The sequence below is a fragment of the Bradyrhizobium sp. DN3 genome (assembly GCF_041357655.1).
Taxonomy (GTDB): Bacteria; Pseudomonadota; Alphaproteobacteria; order Rhizobiales; family Xanthobacteraceae; genus Bradyrhizobium.
Genome location: NZ_JAULLN010000071.1, coordinates 1 through 3169, shown reverse-complemented (window position 1 = coordinate 3169; position 3169 = coordinate 1). Strand labels below are relative to the sequence as shown.

The window sequence follows — 3169 nt, the reverse complement described above, 5'->3', positions numbered from 1 at the left end:
GATGGCACTCTCGGTCTTGGCCTATAATCTTACACGGGTCATGAACATCGTCGGGGCCAAGCCACTGATCACTGCGATCGCGATCTGAGACAGGCGCGGTTCCTAGCTTCCGGACCGATGCCTTTTGAAGCCGTTTTTACACGGCCAAGACCCTGAGCTGACATTGCCGCGCTCATTGCGCTGCAGCGCGGTACAGACAAGGCCCAAAAGCTGCTATACTCGCGAGCAGTCTCTGGCTGGAGCAGCACATGAGACGACGCGAATATCACATTACTCGGCAGCACGGCTGCGATGTGGCCACGCCTAGCGCGCGCAACGGCCGCATCGCATCCCCAAAATTGGCGTCCTCTGGCATGCCGCCAACATCGAAGAAGAAACTCCATACTATCAGTCACTGGTTGAGGGTTTCTGGAAGCAGGGCTATGTCGACGGACAGAACATAACGCTAGAATATCGCTTTCCTGATGAAGTGCCCGAGGTTTTCGACAGGATGGCAGCCGAACTCGTATCTTTAAAGTGTGATGTATTGGTTGGTGCCGGGGCGGCTGCGCCGCACTTAAAGAAGGCGACCAAAACAATTCCAATAGTCTTCCTGTTCGGTTTTGACCCTATCGGAGCCGGCCTGATCGAAAACTTTGCACGACCCGGTGGGAATGTTACGGGATTGTCGAATTTTTCTGTCCAGCTCAGTGCGAAGCGGTTGCAGTATCTTAAGGAGATTGTCCCGACGGTTACGCGTGTTGGCTTGCTCATCAATCCAAACGTCAAAATATCGAGCCTCTATGTTCAGGAGGCGACCGAGGCAGGCATAAAGCTCGGCGTTGATACCCAAGGTTTCGAGGTCCGCGCGCTCGGCGATTTCGAGCCCGCATTTGACGCGATGGTAAAGGCAGGCATGCAAGGGGTGGTCGCTAACGGCGAAAGCTTGATCTTTCAGGCCAGGAAAGTGATCGCGGATCTCGCACTTGCGCGTAATTGCCGAGCTGCGGCTACGTAAGAGAGCTTCTTGAGGCTGGAGGTCTTATCTCCTATGGAGTTGACCAGCGGGCGATGGCCCGCCGTGCGGCGGTTTACGTTGATCGGATTTTGAAGGGTGAAAAGCCCGCCGAATTACCCGTGGAGCAACCGACCAGATTTGAGCTGCTCATCAACCTAAGAACTGCGCTCGGTGTGACCGTGCCTCCTACATTGATCGCCAACGCCGACGAGGTAATCGAATAGTGCATACTGCAAGTGCGGTAGACCGTTGTTGGCCCTTAGTCGAACCACGATAATCCCGTCGTGATGTCGGTTATCGTCGGTAGAGCAGACGTGTGGCCGCGCTCGCTTCGAAGGCCGCTTATGACCCATCGCGACAAAGTCCGCCCGAGGCTTCGATGTTGGCCGTGAGGAGTAAACCGGGCGTTGGCTTCCGGTGCTTCGGTGATAGTGTGAGCTGCGGTGCCGAAGGAAGCGACAGCGGTTTGCACGCGGTCGATAGCTGCTGGTGGAACGCATGAGCACACTGGAGCCGCCCGAGACGCGCTATACCCGGAGTGGCGAATTAAACATCGCCTATCAAGTGATGGGCGATGGTCCGATCGATTTGATCTTCGTGCCGGGAATGATCACTCACGTTGAGTTTCTGCATGAAATTCCGGGCTATACGGATTTCCTGGACCGCCTCGCTACTTTTTTGCGCGGGTCGTTACTTTTGATAAGAGCGGGCAAGGCCTATCTGATCGATACCTCGGCATGCCATCGTTCGAGCAACGCATCGACGACGTCAGATCCGTCATGGACGCGATCGGATCGAGGCGCGCGGTGCTGTTGGGCTGCTCTGAGGGCGGGTCGATCAGCGTCATGTTTGCTGCGACCTTTCCCGAAAGGGTCTCGCACCTCGTGCTCTTCGGCGCCTTTGCACGATTTAGCAGTGCCCCCGGCTATCCATTCAGGCCGTCGGGAGAGGACATAGTGAACCGCGTGGACAACTTGTGGGCAGCCGGCTGGGGTACTGGGGTAACCCTCCGCCACTTTCTCCCAAGCCACGCGGATGAGCCCGATGTTGCTCGACGGTACGCCAAGCTGGAACGCCTGGCATTTAGTCCAGGCGCTCTCAAGATGGCGGCTCGGTACAACATCGAGATCGATGTGAGGGCCATTCTTCCTTCCGTTCGAGTGCCGACGCTGGTGATACACCGTCAAAACGATGTCATGTCCATCGAGAATGGGCAGTTCTTGGCCTCGCAAATTCCGGGCGCTCAATTCTTGTGCTACGCAGATTGCAGTGACCACCTCATTTTTCCCGGAGACAGGCCGCGCTTGTGCGGCGATATCGAAGAGTTTGTTACGGGTCACCGGGAGCTGACTGCGCTGGATAGCGATCGCGTGCTGGTGACGGTGCTCTTTGCCGATATCGTCGATTCAACTCGGCGGGCGGCTGAGATGGACGATCAGGCGTGGCGCCGGGTGCTTGATGAACACGACCAAACGGCGCGACACATCGTGATGCAGCATCGCGGGAAGCTAGTCAAAACGACCGGCGATGGATTTCTCGCCACGTTCGACGGACCGGGGAGGGCAATCCGTTGCGCGCTGGCATTCGAAGCCGCAACGAGGCGCTTGGGTTTGCCTGTGCGGGCGGGGCTTCATACCGGCGAGATTGAGTTGCGCGGAGGGGATATCGGGGGTATCGCCGTACATGCCGCCGCGCGTGTAATGGCACATGCCGGACCAGATGAAGTGTTGGTTTCGCGAGTCGTCACCGACCTAGTTGCCGGTGCCGGGCTGAAGTTCTCAGACCGCGGGACTCACGAGCTGAAGGGTCTACCCGGCCGATGGGACATCTTCGCGGCGAGCGCGTAATCGAGATAGGAGTTAGTATGCGCAACCGTTCCTTTGCCTATCGGAGAAGCCGTCGCTCGCCGGTTCGGGGTCTGCTTCGCGTGGTCGAGCGAACGCGAATTGCTCGCGTTGAGCTTTTCTCAGTTTGACCCAAAGGCGACCTCATGAACTGGCACCAGATTTCTACGTTGGCGGGTCGATGCTGGACGGAACATTGGTGCTATGATTTTGCCGTCAAGGCCCGCTGAGCTTCTGGACCAGGGGATCATCCCTATGACGCGAAATAGCGACTTTGAAAATGCACTTCGCGAAAGTGAGCAACGGTTGCGCTGGCTCGCCTCCATAG

The 3169-nt window shown here is 57.3% G+C and carries 3 protein-coding genes; all 3 read left to right on the top strand.

The genetic code is table 11. From position 1 onward, the window contains the following. Window positions 1-328: 328 nt before the first annotated feature. The 3 genes from AAE027_RS39355 to AAE027_RS39345 all read left to right on the top strand — a co-directional run bounded on the left by AAE027_RS39355 (window position 329) and on the right by AAE027_RS39345 (window position 2844). Window positions 329-997, top strand: a complete 669-nt coding sequence (locus AAE027_RS39355; protein WP_479714274.1) for an ABC transporter substrate-binding protein — start codon at window positions 329-331, stop codon at window positions 995-997. Beyond that, window positions 976-1221, top strand: a complete 246-nt coding sequence (locus AAE027_RS39350; protein ID WP_370991158.1) for an ABC transporter substrate binding protein — start codon at window positions 976-978, stop codon at window positions 1219-1221. The genes AAE027_RS39355 and AAE027_RS39350 overlap by 22 nt, the downstream gene beginning before the upstream one ends. 513 nt (window positions 1222-1734) lie before the next feature. Further along, window positions 1735-2844 (top strand): adenylate/guanylate cyclase domain-containing protein, encoded by a 1110-nt coding sequence (locus AAE027_RS39345; protein WP_370991159.1) that lies wholly within the window; start codon window positions 1735-1737, stop codon window positions 2842-2844. Window positions 2845-3169 lie beyond the last annotated feature (325 nt).

Coding starts and splice junctions, on each gene's coding strand:
- AAE027_RS39345 (WP_370991159.1), top strand. CDS start 1,735: ATGCCATCGTTCGAGCAACGCATCGACGACGTCAGATCCGTCATGGAC.